Origin of the sequence: Campylobacter sp. 1569 (assembly GCF_024723675.1) — a bacterium.
Classification (GTDB): Bacteria; Campylobacterota; Campylobacteria; order Campylobacterales; family Campylobacteraceae; genus Campylobacter_D; species Campylobacter_D jejuni_C.
Map to the genome: position 1 here is coordinate 9141 of NZ_JANQDB010000001.1, position 19877 is coordinate 29017.

Sequence of the window (19877 nt, forward strand, 5' to 3'; positions counted from 1 at the left end):
CAAACTTTTTTTATGTATGATACGTTAGTTTTTGAATTTATTGCAAAGGTTGTATTGTTTGTGAGAAATATTATATTATTTTTATTTTTCTATACTTTTAGTTTTGCTTCGAATTTTGATGAAGTAAAATTAGCTTTGATTAAAGAATTTAAGACAAATTATCCACAACTAGAAATCATTTCTTTAGATCTTAACACTCAATCAAGCTTGCCTGCTGATTTTAATCAATACGTTTTTTTAAAATTAGGTAATCATAATTTTGATAGAGCAGATGGTTTTATAAAGGCTGAATTTAAAACTCCAGAGCAGTTTAAAAAAAATATATTTTTTAAGTATTTTTTAAAGGCAAAATTAGAAGTTTTACAAACCACGCGTCCTATTGCGCGCAATGAAAATTTAAGTCCTGCTAGTTTTAAAATTTTAAAAATTCCTTTTGATAAAGCTCCTCAAGGTGTATTAAAAAAAGATGAAATCGCAAATTTAATAGCCAAAAGCAATATAAGAGAAAATATGATTTTAAAATATAATATGTTTAAAACCAAAACCCTTATACAAAGAAATGATTCTGTTTATGGGGTTATCAAAGATGGGGATTTAAGCATGATAATAGAGTTAAAAGCCTTGCAAAGTGGAAATTTAAACCAAAGAATTCGCCTTAAAAATAAAGATGGAAAAGTCGTGCATGGTAAAGTCATTAGTAAAAATTATGTGGAGCTAAAATGAGAAAAATTTTAGTAGGTATTAGTGGGGCTAGTTCTTGTGAGCTTGGCTTTTTATTATTAAAACATTTAAAAGAAAAAGGGCAAATTTATGCCATTATAAGTAAAAATGCAAAAATAAGCTTTACAAAAGAGAATTCTCTTTTAGAAAATATAGACTTTTTGCAACACATAAAAGATAAATTTGAGCTTGAACATGTAAATTTTTTAGATAATGAAGACATTAGTCAATGCGTTGCAAGTGGATCTTTTGGCATAGAAACGACTTTTATCACACCTTGCTCTATTAACACTTTAGCAAAAATTGCTTGTGGTATAAATGATACTTTACTTACAAGGGCTGCAGGAGTGGCTTTAAAAGAACGCAAAAAACTCATACTTGGGGTAAGGGAAATGCCCTATTCTACTTTAAATTTAGAACAAATGGCTAAACTTTCTAGCTATGGAGTTATCATCGCTCCTCCTGTAATAGCAAGTTATGCTAAGGTTGATAATTTGGAAAAATTATATGAATTTATCATAGGAAAATGGCTTGATCTAGCAAATATTGAGCATAATTTATATCAAAGGTGGCAATAATGGCTAGTTGTATATACCCAGGGACATTTGATCCTATCACTAATGGACATTTAGATGTGATCGTTCGAGCTAGCAAGATGTTTGAAGAAGTAGTTGTTGCCATAGCTAAAAGTGAGAGTAAAAAGCCTATGTTTAGCTTAGAGCATAGAGAAAAAATGGTAAAAATTGCTACAAAAGACTTAAAAAATGTTAAAATTACAACTTTTGATAACTTACTAGTAGATCTTGCTAAAAATTTGCAAATAAATATCATTATAAGAGGCTTAAGAGCGGTGAGTGATTTTGAGTATGAATTACAACTTGGTTATGCAAATCACATGCTTTGGGAAGATTTTGAAACTATATATCTTATGCCAAATTTAAAAAATTCTTTTATTTCAAGCTCCATAGTAAGATCAATTTGTATGCATAATGGCGATGTGAGTAAGCTTGTGCCAAAAGAAATTATACCTTTATTAAAGGAGAGAGATTGTATATAGCTTTTGAAGGGGTTGATTGTGTAGGTAAAAGCACGCAAATAGAGCTTTTAAAAAAATATTTTCATAATGCATTTTTTACCAAAGAACCAGGTGGAAGTGAGCTTGGAGTGCATTTGAGAAAAATTTTATTAGAAAGTAAAATGCAATTTTCTAAAAAGGCTGAGCTTTTGCTTTTTTTAGCAGATAGAGCAAATTTAATCGACATGCATTTAGCGCATAATAAAAACAAACTTATCATTTCAGATCGTAGTTTTATTTCTAATATGGCTTATGCAAGATGTGATTTTGATCAAAATATTTTATTTGAGTTAAATTCTTTTGCCACAGGTGGACTTTTTCCACAAAAGGTTGTGTTTTTGCATGGTTCTAAAGAGCTTATTGAGCAAAGACTTTCTAAAAAAGATCTAGATAGTATTGAAAAAAGAGGGATTGAGTATTTTTTAAATATACAAAAAGCTTTAGAAGAAACTTTAGAGTTTTTAAAAACTAAGATAGATATAAAAATTTTAAAATTAGATGCTTCTTTGAGTATTGAAAATTTACATGAAAAGATTAAGGAATTTATAGATGATTAATGCTTTAAAAGGAATGAAAGATTTACAAGATGATCAAGCTGTTCTTTATGAAAAAGTAGTAAAAACTTGTGAAGAAGTGGCTAAAAACTATGGTTTTACTTTTATTAATTGTCCGCATTTAGAACTTACTAAGCTTTTTAAAAGAAGTGTTGGGGAAAGCTCTGATATAGTTGGTAAAGAAATGTATGAATTTGTTGATAAAGCAGGCAATGAAGTGTGTTTAAGGCCTGAAGGGACAGCTGGGGTGGTAAGATCATACATAGAAGCTAAAATGGATAAGGCTCAAAGTATTAAAAGATGGTTTTATCATGGCTCTATGTTTCGCTATGAAAGGCCACAAAAAGGAAGATTGCGTGAATTTCATCAATTTGGAGTAGAAAGCTTTGGCATAGCAAGTGTGTATGAGGATGCGAGTATTATTTTAATGCTAAATGAAATTTTTAGACGCTTAGAAATTCACACAAGTTTGAAGATTAATTCTTTAGGCTGTAAAGAATGTATGGGTGTATATAAAGAAAAACTCATAGCTTTTTTAAATTCTAAAGAAGGTTTTTGCGAAGATTGCTTAAGAAGAAAAGACTTAAATCCTATTAGAGTGCTTGATTGCAAAAATGATCATTGTCAAAGTTTAATCGAAAATGCACCAAAACTAAGTGAAAATTTATGCTCATGTTGTAAGAAAGATTATGAAAAATTGCAAAAACTTTTAAAAGAAAATGATGTTGAATTTGAATGTGATGAAAAATTAGTGCGTGGGCTTGATTATTATTCTAAAAGTGCATTTGAGTTTGTTAGTGATGAAATCGGTGCAAAAGCTGCTGTAGCAGGTGGTGGAAGGTATGATAGATTAATTGAATACTTAGATGGTAAAAGTGGCTATGGCGTGGGTTTTGCTATGGGTATAGAAAGGATTATGGCTATTTTAGAACAAAAACAAAGCGTAAAATCAAGAGAAGGAATTTATCTTTGTGCCATGGATGAAGCTTATATAGATACTATTTTTAAATTAGCAAATACTTTAAGAAAAAAACATAAAGTATATTTAAGCTATGAAGCAAAAAAACTTGCAAAGCATTTAAACCAAGCAGATAATGCTAATGCTGAAATCTTTTTGTGTATAGGCGAAGATGAAATGCAAAAAGAAGAGATTTTTTATAAAAATTTAGAAAATAAAGATACTAAAAATATAAAATTAGTAAATTTGGAGAATGAGTTATGATTGATTATGGTATTAATATTTGGGGTGCAAATAATTTTATCATCGAAAATGGCAAAGTATGTGTAAATCATGGTAAAAAACCTGCCATTATAGATATAGTAAATACTTTGCGCGATGATGGTTATAAGGGGCCATTGTTACTTCGTTTTCCTCATTTAATCCATAAACAAATTGAGCAAATTTATAATAAATTTGCTAAAGCAAAAAAAGAATTTAACTATAAAGGTTCTTTTAACGCTGTATATCCTTTAAAAGTTAATCAATATCCAGGTTTTGTAAAAAATTTAGTTAATCTAGGTAAAGAATACAACTATGGCTTAGAGGCAGGAAGTAAGGCCGAGCTTTTACTAGCTATGGCTTATAACAATGAAGGCGCTCCTATAACGGTTAATGGCTTTAAAGACAAAGAACTTATAAATATGGGCTTTATAGCGTGTGAAATGGGTCATAATATCACTTTAACTATGGAAGGACTTAATGAGCTTGAAGCGATGATTGAAATTGCTAAAAATCGTTTTAAGCCAAAGCCAAATATAGGCTTAAGGGTGCGTTTGCATTCAGCTGGGGTAGGAATTTGGGCAAAAAGTGGTGGTATAAATTCAAAATTTGGTTTAACTTCTACTGAGCTTATTGAAGCGGTAAATCTTTTAAAAGCTAATAAACTTTTAGATCAATTTACTATGATACATTTTCATTTAGGCTCACAAATTACTGAAATTCATCCTTTAAAAAAAGCCTTAAATGAAGCGGGTAATATCTACACTGAGCTTAGAAAAATGGGGGCAAAAAATTTAAAAGCCATTAATCTTGGCGGGGGTTTAGCAGTAGAATACTCTCAGTTTAAAAATGAAACAAGTAGAAATTACACCTTAAGTGAGTATGCAAACGATGTTGTGTTTATTTTAAAAAGCATAGCAGAACAAAAAAAAGATTTAGAGCCTGATATTTTTATAGAAAGTGGGCGTTTTGTAGCGGCTAATCATGCTGTTTTAGTAGCGCCTGTTTTAGAGCTTTTTTCTCAAGAATACACAGAAAGCAAACTTTTATTGAAAGATAAAAACCCAAAACTTATTGATGAACTTTATGATTTGTATAAAAACATTAAAGCTTCTAATGCGCTTGAGTATTTACATGATAGCATTGATCATATGGAGAGTATTTTAACCTTGTTTGATTTGGGTTATGTAGATTTACAAGATCGCTCTAATAGTGAAATTTTATTGCATTTGATTATGAGAAAAGCAATTTCTTTAGTGGGCGATCAAGCTGATTTATCGAGTTTACAAAATGAAGTACAAGAAAAATATTTAGTGAATTTTTCAGTATTTCAGTCTTTACCTGATTTTTGGGGTTTGGAGCAAAATTTCCCTATCATGCCACTTGATAGACTCAATAAAAAACCTACAAGAAGCGCAAGTATATGGGATATAACTTGTGATAGCGATGGGGAAATTTCTTATTCTAAAGATAATCCTTTGTTTTTACATGATATTGATGTAGAAGCTGAAGATTATTTTTTAGGATTTTTCCTAGTGGGAGCTTATCAAGAAGTCCTTGGTATGAAGCACAATCTTTTTACACATCCAACCGAAGCTTGTATAAGTATTAATGAAAAGGGTTTTGAAGTAGAAAGCGTACTAGAGGCTCAATCTATTTTAGATACTTTAGAAGATCTTGACTATGATATTCATGCAATTATGGATAATATTAATGAAAAAATTTATGCTTCAAAACTTGTTAATGAAAATCAAAAAAAGCATATTTTGGGTGAAATTTATTTATTCTTAAATGATAATGGATATTTAAAAAGCATAGGTTCTAAATGAGTATTTTTAAACTAATCAAAGAAGATTTTTCTATGCCAAAACAAAAAGATCCTGCATATAGATCTTGGGTGGAATTAGTTTTTAACTATCCTGGTGTTTGGGCTGTGGTGAATTATCGTTTTGCGCATTTTTTTTACCAAAAAGGTTTTAAAAAAATAGCAAGGATTATTAGTGGAATTTCGCAGTTTTTTACTGGAGTTGATTTACACCCTGGAGCTACGCTAGGTAGAAGGATATTTATAGATCATGCAAGTGGGGTTGTGATTGGTGAGACTTCTATTATAGGTAATGATGTTTTGATTTATCAAGGTGTTACTTTGGGTGGAACGAGTTTAGATAAAAATACCAAAAGACACCCCACTATAGAAGATGGCGTAGTAATAGGTTCTGGTGCTAAAATTTTAGGCAATATTACCATAGGTAAAAACGCCAAAATAGGCTCAAACGCAGTTGTATTAAAAGATGTTGGACCAAATTTAACAGCTATTGGCATACCTGCTTATATTAAAGAACATGGCAAGATTGATTATGAAGAAAAAATCGCTAAATTAGAAGCAAGACTTGCTATTTTGGAAGAAAAGCTAAATAAAGAGGATAAATGATAGCAATTACAGGTGGAGGCACAGGAGGACATTTGGCTATAGCTAGATGTTTATTGCATAGTGCAAGAAAACAAGGCATAGAATGTATTTACATAGGAAGTGAAAATGGCCAAGATAGACTTTGGTTTGAAAATGAAAATGGCTTTTATAAAAAATACTTTCTAAGCTCTCAAGGTGTTGTTAATAAAAAAGGCTTAGCTAAAGTTCAATCGTTTTTGCATATTATAAAACTTGCAAGAAAAACAAAACAAATTTTAAAAGAACATAATATTAAAGCAGTTTTTAGTGTGGGTGGATATAGCAGTGCCCCAGGTGCTTTTGGTGCTTTAATGGCAAATATCCCACTTTTAATCCATGAGCAAAATTCAAAAATGGGAAGTTTAAATTCACTTTTAAAACCTTTTTCTAAAGCTTTTTTTACTGCTTTTGATGATCAAATTAATAAAGCAAATACTTTCTTTTGTCCTTACCCTATTAGCGAGACTTTTTCTCAAAAAGCAAGAGTGAGAAAAGAATTAAAAAATATTATTTTTCTTGGTGGCTCTCAAGGGGCTAAATTTATTAACGATCTTGCTTTAGAAAATGCTTTATACTTTAAAGAAAAAGGCATAAATATCATTCACCAATGTGGTAAGAATGATTATGAAAGATGTAAAAAAGCTTATGAGGATTTAAATGTCAACGTAGAGCTTTTTGACTTTGATAAAAACATTATAGATAAAATTTCTAAAGCAGATTTAGCTATATCAAGATCAGGTGCAAGTAGTCTTTTTGAGCTTAGTGCAAATTTACTTCCTTGTATTTTCATTCCTTATCCATATGCAGCTAAAAATCATCAGTATTTTAATGCTTTGTATTTAAAAGAGCGTAATTTATGTGAAATTTTAAATCAAGAAGAAAAACATAAATTTTTAAACTTAGTGGAAAATTTCTCACTAGAAGCAAAATCTATAGCCTTGCAAGAATTAAAAAGTGAAAATGGCGCAGATTTTATGATAGAAAAAGCAAAACAAATGGGGTTTATTTAAATAAAATACTTCCCAAACGCACCATATTTGAGCCACATTTTATAGCTAGCTCAAAATCCCCACTCATGCCCATGGAACAAATTTTTGCCCCGTGTTTTTGTAAATTTTCATAGATTTTAAAAGTATGCTCAAAACTTTCTTGAACTTTTTCCTCATCCATAGAGCCTATACACATAATGCCTACTAGATTTAAATTTTTACACTCTTCTTGTATTTGCAAATACTCTTCTATGGCCTTATTTTGCTCTATGCCACTTTTAGAACTTTCATTAGCAGTGTTAATTTCTAATAAAGTATCTAATTTATAATCAAGTCTTTTATCTACAGCTTTGGCACTTTTTAAGCCATTGCAAGATTGCCAAAGTAATGGGTTTTGTTTGATTAAAAGATTGATTTTGTTACTTTGAAGATTGCCTATAAAATGCCATTTGATTTCTAAACCTTGAAGTTTTTCTTTTTTTAAAGCTAAAGCTTGGACTTGATTTTCTCCAAACTCTACAACACCTTGCTTAAAAAGCTCTCGAATTTGTTCATCTTGAACATACTTGCTAGCTGCTACTAAACGCACATTTTGTTTTATGGTTTTTTCAAAAATACTTTCTAAATTCATCTTTTCCTACATCAATTCATATAATTTTTTACGCTCACTTGAGCTTCCTATGCCAAGTTGCATACGATATTTAGTGATAGTTCTACGCCCTAGTTGTACACTTGGGAATTCTTTTTGAGTGAGTTCAAGAATTTTCAAATCACTCAAAGGTTTTTTAGGATTTTCTTTTTTTATTAAATTACTAAGAAAATCTTTAATAGTTGCATTAGAAGTTTCACCATCATCCACTGCAGTGGTAAAGAAAGACTTTAAGGGTATTAAGCCTCTGTCACAACTTAAGTATTTATTTGCAATTGCCCTTGAAATAGTAGAAGCATTTCTTTCAAGATCTTGCGCTAAGTCTTTAAGCTGCATAGGTTTAATATCCCCGCCCATGAAAAAATCATATTGATATTCTATAATCATAAGCCCTAGTTTATAAAGGGTAGCTTTACGCATGGCTAGCGCGTCAATTAAATTTTTAGCATCTTTTAAATAAGCACTTAAAAACTCATGATCTAAACCATCTGCTTCAAAAGCAATTTCAGGGTAATAATCATCATTAATTTTAATTTTAATTTCGCCATTTTCTTGATAAATAAATATATCAGGAATGATTTCCATACTCTCTTCAAAATACTCCAAAAAAGGTGGAATGGAGATTTTTTTAATTATAGCTATAGCCTTTTTATACAAAGGATCTTTGATAAAATCTTTTGCATTTTCTAAATTTAAAATCAACATTTTGCAAAACTCATAAAGCTCATCATCTAAGTCAAAATGCTCTAATGCAAAAACAAAAGCTTCTTGATTGTCTTTTGCCCCTACTCCAACGGGATCAAGGTATTTAAATCTTTGCCTGATTTTTTCCACTTCTAAAGGATCAAATTCACCTAAAATTTCCTCATCATATTCAAAATAACCTTCATGATTTAAACATTCTATGATTTTTTCAGCAATGGTTTGGGATTTTTTAGTAGGAAAAAATGGTGGTATGATTTGCTCGCTTAAAAGTTCATACACATTTTTTACTTCTAAGCTTTTTGTATCAATCATTTGCGTGGTGGTATTTTTACTAAAATATTCTTGATAATACTTGTTTTGATTGTTTGTAATACTTGAGTTTTCTTTGATCTCTATAAAAGGATTTTCTTTAGCAAACTCATCTAAGCTTTCTTTTAGATCTTCAATATTAGCTTGCAATATAGGAAGCCAAGATCTTAAGGTTTGTGATAGTTTTGCTTTTTGTGTTATAGAGGTTTTTTGTTTAAGCATTATTCAAGTCTAAACTCACTTCCAAGATAATATTTTTTAACATCTTCATTATGCGCAATTTCATTAGCATTACCACTAGCTAGCAACCTTCCGCTTCTAATCACATAAGCTCTATCGCAAATTGCTAAAGTTTCTCTTACATTATGATCAGTGATTAAAACACCTATATTCATAGCTTTTAAATCATTAATCAAACTTTGAATTTCACTCACTGCGATAGGATCAACCCCAGCAAATGGTTCATCTAAAAGTAAAAATTTAGGATCACACATAAGTGATCTTGCGATTTCACAACGCCTTCTTTCGCCCCCGCTTAAGCTCATACCTTTTCTGTGCCTAATAGGCTCTATGCTAAGTAATTCTAGCATTTGTTCTATCTTTTGTTCTAATAAATTTTTATCCTTATATATTACTTGGGCGGCTAAAAGTAAATTTTCTTCTACGCTTAAGTCTTTAAAAACACTACTTTCTTGAGGTAAATACCCAATGCCAAGCTTTGCTCTTTTATTAAGCGGTTCTTTTGTGATATCTTGTGAGTCTAAAAACACCTGTCCACTTGTTGGTAAAATAAGCCCACATATCATATAAAAACTCGTAGTTTTTCCTGCTCCATTAGGCCCTAAAAGTCCTACAACTTCTCCACTTTGCACTTCTAGTGAAACATCGTGTATGATTTTAGTTTTTTTAATGATTTTTTCTAAATTTCTAGCTTCTAGCTTACTCATGTATTATATACTTTCTTTTATTTTCATAAGGAATGATTTGTAAAATTATATTAAAAATTTGATATTTATCTAAGTATTTTTTTAATTTTTCATCACCCCACTCTACCAAATGCAAACCCTCTTCAAAAAAATTTTCAATCAAGCCATTTTTTAAAAGTCCGTCAAAACCTTCTTGATAAATATCATAATGATACATTTTACCTTGTTGAAAATCATACTCTTGCATGATAGAAAATGTAGGAGAATTAAGCGTTTTTTCTACTCCAAGAAATTGAGCATAATTTTGCACTAAAGTAGTTTTACCACTTGCTAAATCCCCTTGAAGTAAAATAACTCCATTTTTAGGTAAAATTTCACAAAGCTTATAAAGCTCATTTTGGCTTAAAATTATTTCTTTCATTGGATTTTTACCACATATTTTTCTTGCATAGCTTTTGGTATGCTTTTGGTCGTTGGTATATCTAAGACTTTATAGATATTAGTATATTCTATAAATTTAATGCTTATTTCATCGCCAATTTTTACTTCTTTACTAGCTTTAACTACTTGATTGTTTATACTTACTACGCCACTTTTACACATATCTTCTGAAATAGCACGGCGCTTAGTGATATTAACTACATTTAAAAACTTATCTATTCTCATAAAAATATTTTATCAAAAAATACAAGAAAATGTTATAAAATGTCTGAATATTTTACATTATATTAAGCTAAATTCGTTAAATTTTACAATCATTTTTTTACAAAGAGGAAAGACAATGAAAAAAGATATTAAAAAAGTAGTTTTAGCATATTCTGGTGGACTTGATACAAGTATAATTTTAAAATGGCTACAAGATGAGTATAAATGTGAAGTAGTAACTTTCACAGCAGATATTGGACAAGGTGAAGAGCTTGAGCCTGCTAGAAAAAAAGCGCTTTCTTTGGGTGTAAAAGAAGAAAATATTTTTATTCAAGATCTAAAAGATGAATTTGTAAAAGATTATGTATTTCCTATGTTTAGAGCAAATGCTATTTATGAGGGAGAATATTTACTAGGTACAAGTATAGCAAGACCTTTAATAACAAAAGCTTTGGTAGAAATAGCAAATAAAACTAATGCAGATGCTATTAGTCACGGAGCAACTGGTAAGGGAAATGATCAGGTACGTTTTGAATTAGGCGCTTTGGCGCTAAATCCAAATTTAGCCATCATTGCTCCTTGGAGAGAATGGGATTTAAATAGCCGTGAAAAACTCTTAGCTTATGCACAAAAACATGGTATTGATATAGCTAAAAAGCCAGGTAAATCACCTTATTCTATGGATGCAAATTTATTGCATATTTCTTATGAGGGTTTGGTGCTTGAAGATCCTGCGGCTAAACCTGAGGCAGATATGTGGCGTTGGGTGAAAGATTTAAAAGAAACTCCAAATGAAAGCGAAGTAATAGAGCTTGAGTTTAGCAAAGGCGATTTATGTGCTATTAATGGAGAAAAAATGTCTCCTGCGCAACTTTTGGCAAAACTTAATGAGCTTGGTGCAAAACATGGTATAGGTCGTCTTGATATTGTCGAAAATCGCTATGTGGGTATGAAAAGTAGAGGTTGTTATGAAACTCCGGGTGGAAGTATACTTTTAAAAGCACACCGTGCTATAGAAAGTATCACTCTTGATAGAGAAGCAGCACATTTAAAAGATGAATTAATGCCAAAATATGCAAGTTTAATTTATAATGGCTATTGGTTCTCACCTGAAAGATTAATGCTTCAAGCCTTAATTGATGAGTCACAAAAATATGTAAATGGTAAAGTTAAACTTGAATTATATAAAGGCAATGTAATGGTAATAGGCAGAGAAAGTGCAAATGATAGCTTGTTTAGCGAGGCTTATTGCACTTTTGAAGAAGATGCTGTGTATGATCAAAAAGATGCAGCAGGATTTATAAGATTAAATGCTTTGAGATTTATCATCGCAGGTAAAAATGGAAGAAAATTTTAAAAAAGGAAAACAATGAAAGTATTATTGATTAAAGATGTAAAAAGCTTGGGAAAAGCAGGAGAAGTAAAAGAAGTAAAAGATGGATATGGACAAAATTTTTTAATTGCTAAAGGCTTTGCTAAAGCTGCTACGCATGAGGTTTTAAAACAGTATGAAGCAGAACAAAAGAAAAAGGCAGAAAATTTAAGATTTGAGCTTGCAAATTTGGAAAAATTGAAAGAAGAATTATCTAAAATCACTATTTGCATAGCTAAGCCTGTAGGAGCTAATGGAAGCTTGTTTGGCGGGGTTACTAAAGATGAAATCGCTCATGCGTTAAAGGATCAAAAAGGTATAGAGCTTGATAAAAAAAGCTTAGAATGTGATACCATAAAAGAACTTGGCGTGCATGAAATTTCAGCAAAATTAGGCCATGCAATTCATGCTGTATTTAAGCTAGAAGTTAAAGGAGAATAATGTTTCACGCAACTACAATTTTAGCTTATAAAGGCAAAAATAAGTCTGTAATTGGTGGAGATGGACAAGTAAGTTTTGGAAATACTGTTTTAAAAAATAATGCAGTTAAAATTAGAAAATTAAACAATGGAAAAGTATTAGCAGGTTTTGCAGGAAGCACTGCTGATGCTTTTAATCTTTTTGATATGTTTGAGAAATTACTTTCTAGTTCTAAGGGTGATTTGTTAAAAGCTGCGATAGATTTTTCAAAAGAATGGCGTAAGGATAAATACCTAAGAAAACTTGAAGCAATGATGCTAGTATTAGATAGAGATCATATATTTTTACTTTCAGGAACTGGAGATGTAGTTGAGCCTGAAGATGGTGCTATAGCTGCTATTGGTAGTGGGGGTAATTATGCACTTTCTGCAGCAAGAGCTTTGGCCAAACATTCAAATTTAGATGAAGAAGAATTAGTCAAAGAAAGCTTGCAAATAGCTGGTGAAATTTGCATTTATACAAATACAAATATTAAAACTTATATAATTGAGGATGATAAATGAATTTAACTCCAAAAGAGATTGTAAAATTTTTAGATGATTATGTAATTGGACAAAAAAACGCCAAAAAAATCATAGCAATTGCTTTAAGAAATCGTTATAGAAGAATGCAGCTTAGCCCTGAACTTCAAGATGATATCATGCCAAAAAATATTTTAATGATAGGATCAACTGGGGTTGGTAAAACAGAGATTGCAAGACGCCTTGCTAAGATGATGGGACTTCCTTTTGTAAAAGTTGAAGCAAGTAAATATACTGAAGTTGGTTTTGTTGGGCGTGATGTAGAAAGTATGGTTAGAGATTTAGCTAATGCTGCTTTAAATTTAGTAAAAAATGAAGAAAAAGAAAAAAATAAAGACAAAATTAATGAATTTATAGAAAATAAGATTTTAGAAAAACTTTTACCGCCTTTACCAAAGGGTGTTAGCGAAGAAAAACAAGAAGAATATCAAAATTCTTTAGAAAAAATGCGCGTGAAATTAAAAGCTGGTGATTTAGATGATAGCACAATAGAAGTTGAAATTTCACAAAGTGTATTTGATACTAATCCAAATTTACCACCTGAAATGGGTGCTATGCAAGATATAGTAAAAGTTATTGGTGTGGGTAATAAAAAAGTTAAAAAAGAAATGAAAGTAAAAGATGCAAGAATAGCTCTAGCTCAAGAAGCAAGTGAGAAAATTCTTGATATGGAAAGTATTAAAGGCGAGGCTTTAAGAAGAGCAGAAAATGAAGGGATTATTTTTATCGATGAGATAGATAAAGTAGCAGTTTCAAGCTCAAATTCAAACCGCCAAGATCCAAGCAAAGAAGGGGTGCAAAGAGATTTGCTTCCTATAGTTGAAGGTAGTACTATACAAACTAAATTTGGACCTTTAAAAACCGATCATATTTTATTTATCGCAGCAGGTGCTTTTCATCTAAGTAAGCCAAGTGATTTAATCCCTGAACTTCAAGGGCGCTTTCCTTTAAGAGTTGAGCTTGATTCACTAGATGAGGATGCTTTATATGCTATTTTAACAAGACCTAAAAATTCATTACTAACACAATACATTGAGCTTTTAAAAACTGAAAATGTAGAGCTTGTTTTTGAAGATGAGGCTATTAGAGAAATAGCAAAAATAGCAAGCAAGGCTAATGAAGAAATGCAAGATATTGGTGCAAGACGCTTGCACACGGTGGTGGAAAAACTTTTGGAAGATATTAGTTTTGAAGCAGATGAATATGCAGGTAAAGTATATAAAATAGATGATTTTAAAGTGCAAGTTAAACTTGGAGATATCATAGAAAATAAAGATTTAGCTAGGTATATCTTGTGAAAAGTGGCTTTATAAGCATAGTGGGTAGAACTAATGCAGGAAAAAGTTCTATCCTAAATTCTTTATTAGAAGAAAAAGTTGCTATGGTTTCTCATAAGCAAAATGCCACAAGAAGAAAGATTAATGCGATTATAATGCATGAAAATCATCAGCTTGTTTTTATAGATACACCAGGTTTGCATGCAAGCTCTAAAGCCATGAATCAGCTTATGATTGATCTTGCGATTAAAAGCATTGCTGATTGTGATGTGATTTTATTTGTAGCTAGTATTTATGATGATATTAAAGATTATGAAAATTTTTTAAGTTTAAGCCCTAAAGTGCCACATATTGTATTAATCAATAAGGTTGATTTGGTAAAAAAAGAAGTTTTGCTTGAAAAATTAAGTGAGTATTCTCAGTTTAGCTCGCATTTTAGTGCTATTATCCCCTATTCTGCTAAGCAAAAATTTTATAAAAAAATTCTTTTAGATGAGATGATTAAGTATTTGCCTGAACATCCGTATTATTTTAATCCTGAGTTTATTACTACTACAAATGAAAAGGATATTTATAGAGATTTTATCTTAGAAGCTATATATGAAAATTTAAGTGATGAAATTCCTTATAGCACTGAAGTAAAAATAGAAAAAATCAAAGAACTAGAGCAAATTTATTATATCAATGCTATTATCATTACAGATAGTAATTCTCATAAAGGAATGATATTAGGCAAAGATGGAGCTACAATTAAGCGTATAGGTAAAGAAGCTAGAGTTAAAATAGAAAAATTAGCACAAAAAAAAGTAATGCTAAAATTGTTCGTTCAACTTGAGAAAAATTGGCATAAAAACGAACAAAATCTCAAAAAAATCCTTTATGATGAGTAAAAAAGTCATCAAAAAAGATTTTCTAGCCTATGAAAAGCTTTTATATGTAAAACTTACAAATCCTATTAGCGAAGATGAAATTTTAAAAAAGAGTTTTGAAGAGCTTGGTCTTAAAGATGATTTTTCTTATAAGCTAAAGTATTTTCAAGATAAATCTTTTGCTCATGTATTTTTGTGTAAATATGAAGATATTTTAGATATTGATTATGTAATCCCTGAACCCCTGCTCTTTGAAGTGTATTTTAAGAATGATACAAATAGCAAAAATCTTGCATTATTATTTAAGAAAAAATACATAGTTTTAGTGGAGTATTTGGGATGTAATTTTCAAAATTGCAAAGTTATGCCATTAAATAGTTATAATAAAATATATGATGAAAAATTAAAAAATACATATAAAAACATTATAAGTATAGATGATACTCAAAATTTTAGTAGTTTTGTTAAATTTCATAGTAATATTTTTTATCAAAAATTGTTAAAAAATTGTGATCAAATTAAGATTAATTTTACCAATAAAGAAAAAATAAATCATTTAAAATCTTTTAGTTTTAAGATTTTATTGGCTTTTATTTGTGGAGTTTTATTAGCTTTAGTTTATCCCTTGTATTTATATACACAAAGATCATTTTATGAAAATGAGAAAACAAAATATGAAAATTTAATAAAAAAGCAAGATGATATTTTAGAACAGGTAAAAATAAATCAAAAGCAAAATCAAGAGTTTAAAAAACTACAAGAAGAAAATGAGTTAAAGGTTGATTTGTTGCAAAAATTTTATGCGAATGCACTTTGTTATAAAGATTTTTATGATTTTTTAAGAGTTTTAAATTCTCATCAAGCTTATATAGAGGCTCTACATGTTAAAAATAATGATTTTATTATAGAGCTTAAAAATGACTATGAATTTTATGAAGATTTTAAAAAACATCATTTTGTTTTAAAAAATAAAGAAATTAATCATGGAAAAATCACTCTTGTTTTTGAAAAATCTTTATAAAAATTTAGAAAATATCTTTGCTAAGTTATCTGAGCGTGAATTTGCATTAGCTTTGATGGTTGCTTTTGTTTTTGGTTTTTTCATGATTTATATGAGTGTTTTTGATTATTTTGAAAAGCAAATGAGGTTGTCAAAAGATGAGTTATATATTTTACAAGTAAAATACAAGCAAAAACAAGAAATGATTTCTGATTTAAAAAAAGATGAAAATATATCTTATAATGAGCCGTCATTCTTGAGTTTAGATAAAGATTATCAAAGCATTTTAAAAGATATTGAAAAAAATCTTACTAAAGTAAGGTCTTTGCAAATTCAAAGTTATAAAAGTCAAGATGAATATTTTGCTTATTATGAATTAAAATTGAGTTTTATTAGTGATTTTTATTTCTTAATGCAATTTTTACAAGAACTAGATCCTTATATAAAAGTTAAAAATTTAGAGCTTACAAAATATGAAAATGAATTAAAAATTACATTAAATCTTATCTTTACTCTAGTATAAAAATGATTTTTTTGATAAAATTTATCTAAACATGGCAAGCGATCGCTTCTTTTGAAGAGGAAAGTCCGAGCTGCAATAAGACAAGGATTCCATCTAATGGATGGCTAGGGCAACCTAAGGGAAAGTGCAACAGAAAGAAAACTACCATATTTTATATGGAAAAGGTGAAACGGTAGAGTAAGAGCCTACCAGTAGCTTTGGTAACAAAGCTAGCTATGTAAACCCAATCTGCAGCAAGAAGGGGTGGTTTTAGTCTTATAATATAACCCTTCGCTTGAACTTGTTTGCAAAAACAAGTCTAGATAAATGATCGCTCTTGACAGAACTCGGCTTATCGCCATGTTTTACTTAATATAAGCAGAAGCTTTTTTGAGTTTTTGCAAGTTAATAGCTATTTCATCTTGTTTTTTTTTCATAAAAGCTATTGCTTCATTAGTAAGTGCTAAAGCCTCATTAGGACAATCTTTAAAATCAGGTTTTTCGATGAGTTTAATTATTTTTTCAATATTTTCAGTATATACAGCTAGTTTAAACTCATCTATCCATTTTTTTTCACTCATTTTTGATGTACTTCCCTCCAAGCTTCTAATAAGCCTTTTACTACATTTATTACTTCATCTACTCTAGCTTCATTGTTTTCTATATTAGCTAAAGAAAGAAGTTGTAATTCTCTAGTGTATAAACCACTTAGATAATGTGCCACATCTCCACCTTTTTCATAGTCAAGACAATTAATAAGCTCAACAAAAATAGCACTAGCTCTTTTTACATAATACACTCTTTCTTCTATATTTTCATTTTGTATGGCTATTTTTATTCTACTAGCAAAGCGTAGAATCCCTCCGTATAACATCTCTATAAGTTTTTCTTGAGATTCTACGCCTGCTTGACTTTGTGAATATGCATTATAAACTGCACTATTTACCATTTAAATCCTTTCTTATTTTAAGAATTTTGATTATTTGCTGCATTAATCATATTAGCAATAACGCTTGCTTGATTATTTAATTTAGAAATAATACTATCATATGCCGCCCATGTTGACCACATTGTGTCATATTTTGCATCAATAGATGATTTTGTATCACTAATAGTTTCATTTAGGTTTTTAGACTCTTTACTTAAAGAAGATTTATAGCCTCCAAAAGAACCTTCTGAACTCATCATTTCCCTCATAGTGTTTTTAAGCACGCCAAAAGTTCCTGTTTCTTCTTTCCAATTTGAATACATAGTCTTAGGTTTTAAACCAAATTGTTTTAAAAAGTCCTCTTTGCCTTGAATTTCTAAATCACTCCCTGAAGTACCCTTGAATTTAAATTGAATTTTTTGATCAGAACTTCCTTGATTGATAATTTCAAAACTAACTTCCAAACCTTCTAAGCCAAAACTATTAATATGATCTACCAAATTTTGAGCCATTTCCTCATCTGTACTCCCTGTTAGTATAAAAGGATCACCATTTTTAGTTTTAGATAAATCTATGGTTTCTTCGTTATAAATAATTTTAAATTCTGAATCAGTAAAATCAATGCCATCTGGATTGTCTTTTGCAAAACCTCCAACTTTTTCTCCACTTAAATTGATATCTTCAAAACCATTACTTCCTACGAAAAATCTTTCAGCCATTTCCGGATCTTCATTAAATTTGGTATTAAATTTAGAAGAATCAAAAGTCATGGTTCCATTAGATATGGTAAGTCCATAATCAGCTAAAGATAAACTAACTTTAGATGATATTTTTGTTCCTTCTGAAGTTTCACTATCTCCAACTGTAATTGTTCCATCAACTGTAATAGTTTGAAGTAAAATATTATTAATTTGAGATTTTATATTATAAATAGAACTTACACCTACAAAATTTCCTTTTGTTCCTGCATCAGGATCGTATTTTGTAGCTGCTGTAAGATTTAGCATTAAATCATTATAAGCAGTTGCTAAATTTTCTAATGATTGTGATATAGATTCTGTATCTTGAGTCACATTAAAGCTTATTTCACCTTTTTGTTTAAGCTCTAAAGTGGTATCTGGACTTATATCTGTAATAGTATTAGTTGGTCTAGTCATTTGAACACCATCTACACTAAAAATAGCATCCATGCCTTTTTGGATGTGATTTTCATTATCTGCTTTTACATTATAACCTTGTGGTGTACTAGTATCTAAAGTGATTCCAAATTTTTCACTTAATAAATTTGTAGCTTTGTTATCTCTAGCGTAATTTGCTTTATCGATGTTACCATCTTCATCTACAGCATAACCTCCATCAAAAATACCAAGTTCAGCTCCATTAGTTGTTTTGAAAGTTGCTCCTGTATCTGTTAGTTCTAAATTAACCTTACCATTAGTTTTTTTACTAATTTGTTCAGCTAAGCTATCATATGTAGTATTTTCATCAATATCTATAGTATATCTATCATAAGTATCACCATTTTTAACTACAAAAGTTAAAGAGGTTTTGCCATCTCCAGGATTTAATAATTTATCGCTTCCATTTGGTTTAGAAGAAAGCGTTCCGTTAATTTGAGTTTTATCATTATTTCCATTTTCTCTAAAACCAAACAAACCACCAGCGCTAATACTATTTTTATCAAGTTCCCATCCCATACCTTTTAAGAGATCTTCATCTCCTGAAAAAGAGATATTGTTTTGCGTTCCAGTATCTTTGCTTTGTACTACCAAGCGATATGGATTTTCTTTATCTCCAGTATTAACTATTTTAGCTTCTACTTTTCCATCTGTTGCTGCATTAATTTTTTCTGCAAGTTGGGTTATAGTAGTGCTTTGATCTATTTCAATTTTGTATTCTTTTCCATCTTGTGTAATTGTAAAAGACTTAGTACCACTTAGACCTAAATTTTGAAGTACTGATGAAGTTTTATCTTTAAAACCATCGCTTTGATAAACATCTTTTTGCGCAAGTTGATCCACAATAACTTTCATGTTTGTAAGACTGGATAAAGATCCTACGGTTAAACTAGCAGCAGCACTATCTCCACTTACACTAGGAGATACTTTTTTCTTATTAAATTGTGTTGCATCGCCTAAGCTATTTACAGCTGTTTGAAACGCAAGTAGCTTAGCTTCAAGTTCCGCTAAGTCCTTTTGCCTAGCAGCATTTAATTCAAGTTGCGAATTATAAAATTTCAAATTCGCATTCATTTCTGCTTCTTTAAGTTTATTGAGTGTATCGCTTGTTAAAACACCAGAACCTATCCCTAAACTTCCTAAACTACCTACTGCCATAATTAGCTCTCCTTATCAAAAATAGTACCAATAACACCTTTAAAATGTTCTATTAATTTCATTGCTTCTTCACTAGGAATTTTACGTATAAGTTTTCCTGTATCTTTTTCGGTTACATTTATATACATTTCATTGATTTTGTCATTAAATGCAAAACGCACATTTGTTCCTAGTGTTTCCATTTGACTATTAAGCTTTTCTGTCGCGTTTCTTAGTTTTTCATTTAAATTCTCATCTTGATCGTTTAAATTAACTTGTTGTTGCTTATTCTCTTGAGGTGCCTTTTCAATGCTTTTTGTGTTAAAATGAGCTACATTTGCATCTCTTTGAATATTGTTACTAATGTCCATTT

The 19877-nt window shown here is 30.0% G+C and carries 24 protein-coding genes and 1 other RNA gene; 16 read left to right on the top strand and 9 right to left on the bottom strand.

The features are described from left to right. Positions 1-12: 12 nt before the first annotated feature. The 8 genes from flgA to murG are packed head-to-tail and all read left to right on the top strand — an operon-like array spanning position 13 to position 7027. The gene (gene flgA, locus CAMP5060_RS00070) at positions 13-723 is read left to right on the top strand and encodes a flagellar basal body P-ring formation chaperone FlgA (protein WP_337217672.1); all 711 of its coding nucleotides are present in this window, start codon (positions 13-15) and stop codon (positions 721-723) included. Continuing rightward, positions 720-1298, top strand: a complete 579-nt coding sequence (locus CAMP5060_RS00075; RefSeq protein ID WP_337217673.1) for a UbiX family flavin prenyltransferase — start codon at positions 720-722, stop codon at positions 1296-1298. Before flgA ends, CAMP5060_RS00075 begins: the two co-directional genes overlap by 4 nt. Continuing rightward, on the top strand, positions 1298-1777 hold the full coding sequence (coaD, locus tag CAMP5060_RS00080) for a pantetheine-phosphate adenylyltransferase (RefSeq protein WP_039628309.1): 480 nt from the start codon (positions 1298-1300) through the stop codon (positions 1775-1777). The genes CAMP5060_RS00075 and coaD overlap by 1 nt, the downstream gene beginning before the upstream one ends. Then, complete coding sequence (gene tmk, locus CAMP5060_RS00085; protein WP_261545201.1) at positions 1768-2352, top strand: dTMP kinase; 585 nt, start codon at positions 1768-1770, stop codon at positions 2350-2352. Before coaD ends, tmk begins: the two co-directional genes overlap by 10 nt. After that, positions 2345-3571, top strand: coding sequence for a histidine--tRNA ligase (gene hisS, locus CAMP5060_RS00090; protein WP_337217674.1), 1227 nt, complete (start codon positions 2345-2347; stop codon positions 3569-3571). Before tmk ends, hisS begins: the two co-directional genes overlap by 8 nt. Beyond that, complete coding sequence (gene speA / locus CAMP5060_RS00095) at positions 3568-5397, top strand: biosynthetic arginine decarboxylase (protein WP_337217675.1); 1830 nt, start codon at positions 3568-3570, stop codon at positions 5395-5397. The genes hisS and speA overlap by 4 nt, the downstream gene beginning before the upstream one ends. Beyond that, the gene (gene cysE / locus CAMP5060_RS00100; protein ID WP_214126475.1) at positions 5394-5999 is read left to right on the top strand and encodes a serine O-acetyltransferase; all 606 of its coding nucleotides are present in this window, start codon (positions 5394-5396) and stop codon (positions 5997-5999) included. The genes speA and cysE overlap by 4 nt, the downstream gene beginning before the upstream one ends. Then, positions 5996-7027: an undecaprenyldiphospho-muramoylpentapeptide beta-N-acetylglucosaminyltransferase gene (murG, locus tag CAMP5060_RS00105; protein WP_337217299.1), complete on the top strand. Its 1032-nt coding sequence runs from the start codon at positions 5996-5998 to the stop codon at positions 7025-7027. The genes cysE and murG overlap by 4 nt, the downstream gene beginning before the upstream one ends. Here murG and CAMP5060_RS00110 read toward each other — a convergent pair. From CAMP5060_RS00110 to CAMP5060_RS00130, 5 genes are read right to left on the bottom strand one after another with little or no spacing between them, the layout of a single operon-like run. Then, positions 7020-7637 (bottom strand): YggS family pyridoxal phosphate-dependent enzyme, encoded by a 618-nt coding sequence (locus CAMP5060_RS00110; protein WP_337217676.1) that lies wholly within the window; start codon positions 7635-7637, stop codon positions 7020-7022. The genes murG and CAMP5060_RS00110 overlap by 8 nt on opposite strands. Positions 7638-7643: 6 nt before the next feature. After that, positions 7644-8891 (bottom strand): RNA polymerase factor sigma-54, encoded by a 1248-nt coding sequence (locus tag CAMP5060_RS00115; RefSeq protein ID WP_261545206.1) that lies wholly within the window; start codon positions 8889-8891, stop codon positions 7644-7646. Next, complete coding sequence (gene lptB, locus CAMP5060_RS00120) at positions 8891-9616, bottom strand: LPS export ABC transporter ATP-binding protein (protein WP_039618272.1); 726 nt, start codon at positions 9614-9616, stop codon at positions 8891-8893. Before lptB ends, CAMP5060_RS00115 begins: the two co-directional genes overlap by 1 nt. Beyond that, positions 9609-10016 carry a tRNA (adenosine(37)-N6)-threonylcarbamoyltransferase complex ATPase subunit type 1 TsaE gene (tsaE, locus tag CAMP5060_RS00125; protein ID WP_214126471.1) on the bottom strand — a complete coding sequence of 136 codons (408 nt, stop codon included), beginning with the start codon at positions 10014-10016 and terminating at the stop codon, positions 9609-9611. Before tsaE ends, lptB begins: the two co-directional genes overlap by 8 nt. After that, complete coding sequence (locus CAMP5060_RS00130; protein WP_039618276.1) at positions 10013-10261, bottom strand: RNA-binding S4 domain-containing protein; 249 nt, start codon at positions 10259-10261, stop codon at positions 10013-10015. The genes tsaE and CAMP5060_RS00130 overlap by 4 nt, the downstream gene beginning before the upstream one ends. Positions 10262-10376: 115 nt before the next feature. On the opposite strand from CAMP5060_RS00130, the gene CAMP5060_RS00135 reads away from it, so the two are divergent. The 8 genes from CAMP5060_RS00135 (at position 10377) to rnpB (ending at position 16632) form a co-directional block, all read left to right on the top strand. Next, positions 10377-11597, top strand: a complete 1221-nt coding sequence (locus CAMP5060_RS00135; protein ID WP_214126469.1) for an argininosuccinate synthase — start codon at positions 10377-10379, stop codon at positions 11595-11597. Positions 11598-11609: 12 nt separating this feature from the next. Then, on the top strand, positions 11610-12053 hold the full coding sequence (gene rplI / locus CAMP5060_RS00140; protein WP_039618280.1) for a 50S ribosomal protein L9: 444 nt from the start codon (positions 11610-11612) through the stop codon (positions 12051-12053). Next, positions 12053-12595, top strand: coding sequence for an ATP-dependent protease subunit HslV (gene hslV, locus CAMP5060_RS00145; protein WP_337217296.1), 543 nt, complete (start codon positions 12053-12055; stop codon positions 12593-12595). Before rplI ends, hslV begins: the two co-directional genes overlap by 1 nt. Further along, positions 12592-13911 carry an ATP-dependent protease ATPase subunit HslU gene (gene hslU, locus CAMP5060_RS00150; RefSeq protein ID WP_133318898.1) on the top strand — a complete coding sequence of 440 codons (1320 nt, stop codon included), beginning with the start codon at positions 12592-12594 and terminating at the stop codon, positions 13909-13911. The genes hslV and hslU overlap by 4 nt, the downstream gene beginning before the upstream one ends. Next, complete coding sequence (gene era, locus CAMP5060_RS00155; protein ID WP_214126468.1) at positions 13908-14780, top strand: GTPase Era; 873 nt, start codon at positions 13908-13910, stop codon at positions 14778-14780. Before hslU ends, era begins: the two co-directional genes overlap by 4 nt. After that, the gene (locus CAMP5060_RS00160) at positions 14770-15780 is read left to right on the top strand and encodes a hypothetical protein (RefSeq protein WP_337217677.1); all 1011 of its coding nucleotides are present in this window, start codon (positions 14770-14772) and stop codon (positions 15778-15780) included. Before era ends, CAMP5060_RS00160 begins: the two co-directional genes overlap by 11 nt. Next, complete coding sequence (locus CAMP5060_RS00165) at positions 15743-16282, top strand: hypothetical protein (protein WP_337217293.1); 540 nt, start codon at positions 15743-15745, stop codon at positions 16280-16282. The genes CAMP5060_RS00160 and CAMP5060_RS00165 overlap by 38 nt, the downstream gene beginning before the upstream one ends. A 26-nt stretch (positions 16283-16308) precedes the next feature. Beyond that, positions 16309-16632: RNase P RNA component class A (gene rnpB / locus CAMP5060_RS00170), an RNA gene on the top strand. Here rnpB and CAMP5060_RS00175 read toward each other — a convergent pair. Genes CAMP5060_RS00175 through CAMP5060_RS00190 form a run of 4 tightly spaced genes read right to left on the bottom strand, consistent with a single transcriptional unit; the run spans position 16627 to position 19875 of the window. Then, positions 16627-16842 (bottom strand): hypothetical protein, encoded by a 216-nt coding sequence (locus CAMP5060_RS00175; protein ID WP_337217678.1) that lies wholly within the window; start codon positions 16840-16842, stop codon positions 16627-16629. The two genes, rnpB and CAMP5060_RS00175, sit on opposite strands and share 6 nt — an antisense overlap. Further along, on the bottom strand, positions 16839-17210 hold the full coding sequence (gene fliS / locus CAMP5060_RS00180; protein ID WP_039618295.1) for a flagellar export chaperone FliS: 372 nt from the start codon (positions 17208-17210) through the stop codon (positions 16839-16841). Before fliS ends, CAMP5060_RS00175 begins: the two co-directional genes overlap by 4 nt. 17 nt (positions 17211-17227) lie before the next feature. Next, the gene (gene fliD / locus CAMP5060_RS00185; RefSeq protein ID WP_337217679.1) at positions 17228-19525 is read right to left on the bottom strand and encodes a flagellar filament capping protein FliD; all 2298 of its coding nucleotides are present in this window, start codon (positions 19523-19525) and stop codon (positions 17228-17230) included. 2 nt (positions 19526-19527) lie between these two features. Beyond that, positions 19528-19875, bottom strand: coding sequence for a FlaG family protein (locus CAMP5060_RS00190; RefSeq protein WP_337217291.1), 348 nt, complete (start codon positions 19873-19875; stop codon positions 19528-19530). Positions 19876-19877: the final 2 nt, after the last annotated feature.

What these genes read in the sequence shown, in the direction of transcription:
- CAMP5060_RS00165 (WP_337217293.1), top strand. Translation starts at nt 15,743, where the DNA reads ATGGAAAAATCACTCTTGTTTTTGAAAAATCTTTATAAAAATTTAGAA.
- flgA (WP_337217672.1), top strand. Translation starts at nt 13, where the DNA reads ATGTATGATACGTTAGTTTTTGAATTTATTGCAAAGGTTGTATTGTTT.
- murG (WP_337217299.1), top strand. Translation starts at nt 5,996, where the DNA reads ATGATAGCAATTACAGGTGGAGGCACAGGAGGACATTTGGCTATAGCT.
- CAMP5060_RS00110 (WP_337217676.1), bottom strand. Translation starts at nt 7,637, where the DNA reads ATGAATTTAGAAAGTATTTTTGAAAAAACCATAAAACAAAATGTGCGT.
- fliS (WP_039618295.1), bottom strand. Translation starts at nt 17,210, where the DNA reads ATGGTAAATAGTGCAGTTTATAATGCATATTCACAAAGTCAAGCAGGC.
- lptB (WP_039618272.1), bottom strand. Translation starts at nt 9,616, where the DNA reads ATGAGTAAGCTAGAAGCTAGAAATTTAGAAAAAATCATTAAAAAAACT.
- hslU (WP_133318898.1), top strand. Translation starts at nt 12,592, where the DNA reads ATGAATTTAACTCCAAAAGAGATTGTAAAATTTTTAGATGATTATGTA.
- CAMP5060_RS00130 (WP_039618276.1), bottom strand. Translation starts at nt 10,261, where the DNA reads ATGAGAATAGATAAGTTTTTAAATGTAGTTAATATCACTAAGCGCCGT.
- fliD (WP_337217679.1), bottom strand. Translation starts at nt 19,525, where the DNA reads ATGGCAGTAGGTAGTTTAGGAAGTTTAGGGATAGGTTCTGGTGTTTTA.
- CAMP5060_RS00190 (WP_337217291.1), bottom strand. Translation starts at nt 19,875, where the DNA reads ATGGACATTAGTAACAATATTCAAAGAGATGCAAATGTAGCTCATTTT.
- CAMP5060_RS00115 (WP_261545206.1), bottom strand. Translation starts at nt 8,891, where the DNA reads ATGCTTAAACAAAAAACCTCTATAACACAAAAAGCAAAACTATCACAA.
- speA (WP_337217675.1), top strand. Translation starts at nt 3,568, where the DNA reads ATGATTGATTATGGTATTAATATTTGGGGTGCAAATAATTTTATCATC.
- tsaE (WP_214126471.1), bottom strand. Translation starts at nt 10,016, where the DNA reads ATGAAAGAAATAATTTTAAGCCAAAATGAGCTTTATAAGCTTTGTGAA.
- rplI (WP_039618280.1), top strand. Translation starts at nt 11,610, where the DNA reads ATGAAAGTATTATTGATTAAAGATGTAAAAAGCTTGGGAAAAGCAGGA.
- coaD (WP_039628309.1), top strand. Translation starts at nt 1,298, where the DNA reads ATGGCTAGTTGTATATACCCAGGGACATTTGATCCTATCACTAATGGA.
- hslV (WP_337217296.1), top strand. Translation starts at nt 12,053, where the DNA reads ATGTTTCACGCAACTACAATTTTAGCTTATAAAGGCAAAAATAAGTCT.
- hisS (WP_337217674.1), top strand. Translation starts at nt 2,345, where the DNA reads ATGATTAATGCTTTAAAAGGAATGAAAGATTTACAAGATGATCAAGCT.
- cysE (WP_214126475.1), top strand. Translation starts at nt 5,394, where the DNA reads ATGAGTATTTTTAAACTAATCAAAGAAGATTTTTCTATGCCAAAACAA.
- CAMP5060_RS00075 (WP_337217673.1), top strand. Translation starts at nt 720, where the DNA reads ATGAGAAAAATTTTAGTAGGTATTAGTGGGGCTAGTTCTTGTGAGCTT.
- CAMP5060_RS00135 (WP_214126469.1), top strand. Translation starts at nt 10,377, where the DNA reads ATGAAAAAAGATATTAAAAAAGTAGTTTTAGCATATTCTGGTGGACTT.
- CAMP5060_RS00160 (WP_337217677.1), top strand. Translation starts at nt 14,770, where the DNA reads ATGATGAGTAAAAAAGTCATCAAAAAAGATTTTCTAGCCTATGAAAAG.
- CAMP5060_RS00175 (WP_337217678.1), bottom strand. Translation starts at nt 16,842, where the DNA reads ATGAGTGAAAAAAAATGGATAGATGAGTTTAAACTAGCTGTATATACT.